At 37.9% G+C, this 4951-nt stretch carries 3 protein-coding genes; all 3 read right to left on the bottom strand.

Annotated features, from left to right (window positions below):
* A partial coding sequence (locus AAF462_10040) for a hypothetical protein (protein MEM7009460.1) occupies positions 1 to 983 on the bottom strand: 983 nt, incomplete at its 3' end.
* 33 nt (positions 984 to 1016) lie between these two features.
* Positions 1017 to 2276 (bottom strand): MFS transporter, encoded by a 1260-nt coding sequence (locus tag AAF462_10035; GenBank protein MEM7009459.1) that lies wholly within the window; start codon positions 2274 to 2276, stop codon positions 1017 to 1019.
* A gap of 134 nt (positions 2277 to 2410) precedes the next feature.
* Positions 2411 to 4813, bottom strand: a complete 2403-nt coding sequence (locus AAF462_10030; GenBank protein MEM7009458.1) for a HEAT repeat domain-containing protein — start codon at positions 4811 to 4813, stop codon at positions 2411 to 2413.
* Positions 4814 to 4951: the final 138 nt, after the last annotated feature.

The following is a 4951-nucleotide window of genomic DNA, read 5'->3' as shown; positions in this document are numbered from 1 at the left end:
GTTTCAACGAGAGTGTTATTTCTAAGATGAGCGTATTCAAAATAATCATCACGATTTGTAAAGCTGTAAGATAAACAGCATGCAAATGCTTCTAAGAAAGATTCATAATCAAAGACGCTCCCTAGAAGGTTAGTTGATACTATCATCTCAACGCCCGGCTCGTATATATATGGGATGCTGCCTAGCACATGGCCGCCTCTTTTTTCTGTATCAAACTTGATCACTGCAGGCAGTTCAATTTTGTTTTTATCTAGTATTTTTTTAGCGAGAGAGTGAGTATTTAATTTGGGCAGCGCTTTTTTCAATTCAAAAGAGTTTATTAGATAAAATAGATTCTCTGAGTCTGCGTTTTTTAGCTTGATATCCATTTTTTTATCTAGATACCAACTTAGCAGATCTTTGGATATATATTCCGTGTCTCTTATAAACTCTTTTGCATGCTCTATCAAATCTGAGCTTTCGTGATCTTGTGTTAACTCATAAAGCGTAAGATAGTTTTTAAATCCGAGCTCGTAGGAATCTTTTTGCAAATATGCATATTGTCTTAAATAAAGCTCATTTAGTTTAGAGATTATGGCCCCTTTTTTTTCTTTAATCTCTTTTATTTCGTTATCTTTAGATTTTCTAAGTAGAGCTTTTGGGATAGCTCTAAAATTGACCCTAGTATGTCCTAACTTAAAGTAAGAAGAAGCTTCTGACTCAAAAACTGCGTCTTGGATCTTTGAAGATTGTCCTAACACGATCAAGTTGGCAACTAAAGATAGCATATTTTTGTTGCCGCTTTCCTCTTGTGTGCTGGAAAACTTGCTGTCCATAAGAACTTGGAGTATTTCATGCTCTAAAAGATCGGGATAGGGTTTAAGGATATTACTTATATCGGTTTTATTTTTTTGACCGCTATGGTTTAAATAAAGCTCTTTTGTTATTGACCGAAAAGCGCTGTTTCCCTGGGTTCTAACTAACTCTAATACTTCCTTGCTCATAGACTTATCTTAGCACTAAAGTTTTTGTATATCTTATTCTGTTTCAATTTGTACGGGTTTTTTTGTCGGCTGTTTTAAGAACAGTGCTGCCGCGGCAGCTAAGTAAGCACATAATATGGCAAATAGGAACGGATAATAGTAACTTCCGGTTATATCAAAGACATATCCAGCAAGCAGCGGAGCGCCAATTGCTGCTATTGAATACGCAGTTCCAAATATTCCATAGATAGTTCCCATAGCTTTTAAGCCAAAAAACCGCGCCAGAATAGTAGGGAAGATCGGTATGCAGGCACTGTAGAAAAATCCGAATAACAGGCCAAATAGGTAAAATGCCCAGATCTTGTCAAAGGAAAGAAGAATGAATATAGAGCTTCCTTGAGCCACGAGGCAAACAAATAGAACCTTTTTGTAGTCAAGCACTTCAGAGAGGAGAGAAGTAAGTATTGTTCTTCCTATAATACTTCCTAGCCCGATTGCAGCAGGGGGGCCTGCGGCCGCAAGAGCAGAAATCTTTAAATCAATCTCAAAGTTGTAAAACTGAGTGACGATGATGAGAAATGTAATAAAAGCAAATACAAACATAAAGTACATAATCCAATAAAACGGTGTTGAAATTGCTTCAAGTGCAGTCCAGTCTTGATTCTTGCTATTTTGAACCCCAGCTTTGTCATCATTCTCTTTGTTACCATTGTCCTCTTCACCGTAAGGCAAGAGTCCTAAATCCTTAGGGTATCCCCTCATCACAAAAGCTGCCAAAAGCGCTAATACCATTATTATGCCCAGCGCAATAAATGCTGGCCTTAGACCCAGGTTATTAATTAGTGATGCCGTAAGTGGGTTTGTAAGAAGCCCGCTTAAAGGAACTCCTGTTGTAATGATTCCTATTGCAAATGCTCTTTTCTTTGTAAACCATCTGCTGACAACTGCTACACAAGTAATGTATAAAACTGTATCGCCTAAACCGACAAAAACGCTGTAGAAGAGTATTAGCTGCCATGTGTTTTGAGCGAAACCTGAAAGTATCATGCCAACAGCAGCCAGTAGGCCACCGCCAAATATAACTACTCTGGGATCATATTTGTCTATAAGCCTTCCGGCAATAATGAAACCGGGGGCTGCTATAATTGACCTAAAAGAGAAAAGCGCCGATCCTTCGGTTCTAGTAAATCCAAACTCATCATTTATGTAAGGCAGGAAAACCCCGAAGGAATAGAGTAAAAGCCCATCTAGGATGATTATTAAAAGTGACGCTGCAACTATGTACCAGCCGTAATATATCTTTTTGCCGAACATATAGCTTCCTGAAACTGCCCAGACTTATGACTAGATACTAAGTCTCAGCTTTGGTGTGGGTGATAAAAGTTGGGTAATGATACCTGAAATAAAATAATTTTATCAAAGACTATCAAATTTAGAACCTATACTAACTATCCATCAATTTCATTTATCTTAGAGTTTATCTCATTAGCTTGGTCACTAAAACCACCTTTGCTAAGAGTTGCCTCAGCCTTTTTTAGAGTATCTATATTTTGCTTTGACCATTTGGAATTTGTACTTACATAAAGTATTGCAGTTATAAGATCATCTCTCATTTCTTTTTGTGAAGATGTGAATTCCCAAGCTTCTAATAGTGTGGTTAAAGTTAGCGTGCTGTTTTCAATATCAATCTTTGATAAATCTTTGTCATCGCTACCTATCCATGTGATTAGAATTTCAGATTTTTCATCTCCGCCTGCCGCCTGATGAGCGAGCAATTTATTTTGAATTTGATTAGATGGAAGAGTATAGATCGAAGAAAGTATTATTAACACGGACTTGCTATCTAGAGGCGACATGTTCTCTATTGCATATTGTGCATTTGATCTCACAGAAGGATTATCACTATTTAAGAGCTGAGCTACTATAAGACCCTGAGAATTAGCTGCATTACCCATTGTTCCCAAAGTTTGCAACGCCTGAGACAGCTTTACCATGTTTGCATTTTGGTCACCTCTTAGACTAGAAATAAATTCTCCAATTTTGGGCGACTGCTCTACTGCCTCAGGGCCTAATTCTGCAAGCGCCATTAAGGCGGTTCTATTTATGAGTTCGTCAGGATCATTTAAAAGATCTGCAATTTGAGGAGAATATTGAGCAGCTTGTGGACCGATTTCCTTTATGGCTAGGGCCGCACTGTATATGACCCTCTTGTCTTGATCATTTAACAGCCCGGCAATTTTAGCAATTTGTTCGTCATTAAGAGAACCTGTATTAGCTAGTGCTAGGACAGCTTCAGCACGTACATCACGGTCTTCGTCATCAAGGAGCAGCATAATATTATCAATTTGCCCAGCAGCATTCGGGCCCATTTTTTTAAGCGCCTTAAGACCTGAAGAGCGGATTACCGGGTTATCATTAGATAGAAGCTCTTCAACCATAGGAAGTGCTGGCTTGGCATGTTCTCCTAACCTCCCTAATGTTGATGCAGCTATACCTCTGAACTCACTTTTGTTACTAGATAAAAGTTCGACAAGCTGTGGTATTTGCGGAGCTGCTTTTTCTCCTGCCATACCTAAAGTGACTGAAGCCTTTATTCGAGCTAAGTCATTACTGCTCTTATGCATTTCAAATAGTTCTTGAGTGTAATTTCCAATTGGATCATTCATTTGTCTTAATACCTTCATTGCAGTAAGTTTTACACTGTCATCGGGATCCTTAAGTGCATTAGATACTACAAAAGCCTTGGTCTTGCCGGCCTCCCCCATATTCCCTAGTGCTCTAAGAACTAGCTTTCTTACCTCGGGATCTGGATTGTCTGATAAGATAGTCAGATCATCAATTTTGTGGCCAGCGCCCTCGCGAACATTAGCTAGCGCAATAATGGCACCACGTTTAGTTTTTTCGTTTGGATCTCTTAACGCTAATGCTATAGTGTCTAAAGTTTCAGGATTTGTTGTACCAATCTTTCCCAAGGCTACAATGGCCTCGTTCCTTATTGGATTATAATCGTTCTCAAGGAAATCGATAACAACTTTTGTCTGATCGATGCTAATATTGCCAATTTTCCCAAGTGCTATTAGTGCAGCGTGTCTTACATAATAATTAGGATCATTAGTCATTGATGCTATTTCACCGGCATAGCTGCTGGATGATGAACCTAAGTCGCCGATTGCACTTGTGGCATTTGCTCTAACCCTTGCATCACTATCTTTTAGAAGTCCTAAGATTGACTGTATGTTATTAACGCCTGCTTGCTCCAATCCTCCGAGCGAAGAAACTGCAGATGCTCTTACTAGTGGATTTTCATCATTCAGTAAGGTTAATATCTGAGATACATTTATTGTCGAAACATCAGGGTTATTCTTAATTATTGTTACTGCATTTCTTCTTACTTTATCATCTTTATCTTTTAACAGGGCTATTATTTTAGAGATTTGAGAACCATTTAAACTATTGTATTCGGTAAGAGCTTCAGAAGAGTAGTATTTTGTTCGTTTATTTGGACTATCTAAACTATTAATAATTACCTCAATATTGGAAGGATTTAACTCGTCCATTATTACCAAAGCATTTATAGCTGCTGCTTTTATATTAATATTGTCTGACTTAATGAACTCATTGAAATATGGTAATGCGGGTTCATAGCCAGCTTGAGCTAATTTGTTGATTGCAAGCACTTGAACTTCTTTGTCGGGATTATTCAATGCAGCAATCAGACCCTCATATTGCTTGGGATCGGCTTTTGCCTCATCATCTTGTGCATGAGAATCAATTGATATTGTTAAAAAGCCTATAATCAGTATAAAAAACGAAAATGTTATAGATCTAATAATTTTCTTAAAATTGTTCATTTTATCTCCGTACTTCTCATCTCCTATCAATCTTAGTTTTATACGAAAATGATATCTAGAAGGGAATTCTAAATCCAGGGGAAAATTAGGCAATCCATAGTCAAACTATATAGGGCTTAGTCTGTTATAACAACTCCT

The organism is Thermodesulfobacteriota bacterium, from assembly GCA_039028315.1.
Taxonomy (GTDB): domain Bacteria; phylum Desulfobacterota_D; class UBA1144; order Nemesobacterales; family UBA2774; genus CR02bin9.
Note: the sequence above shows the minus strand (reverse complement) of the source record. Positions and strands in the feature narration are given on the sequence as shown.

Excerpts from the sequence above, each read along its gene's own strand:
- AAF462_10030 (MEM7009458.1), bottom strand. The coding sequence starts at position 4,813 with ATGAACAATTTTAAGAAAATTATTAGATCTATAACATTTTCGTTTTTT.
- AAF462_10035 (MEM7009459.1), bottom strand. The coding sequence starts at position 2,276 with ATGTTCGGCAAAAAGATATATTACGGCTGGTACATAGTTGCAGCGTCA.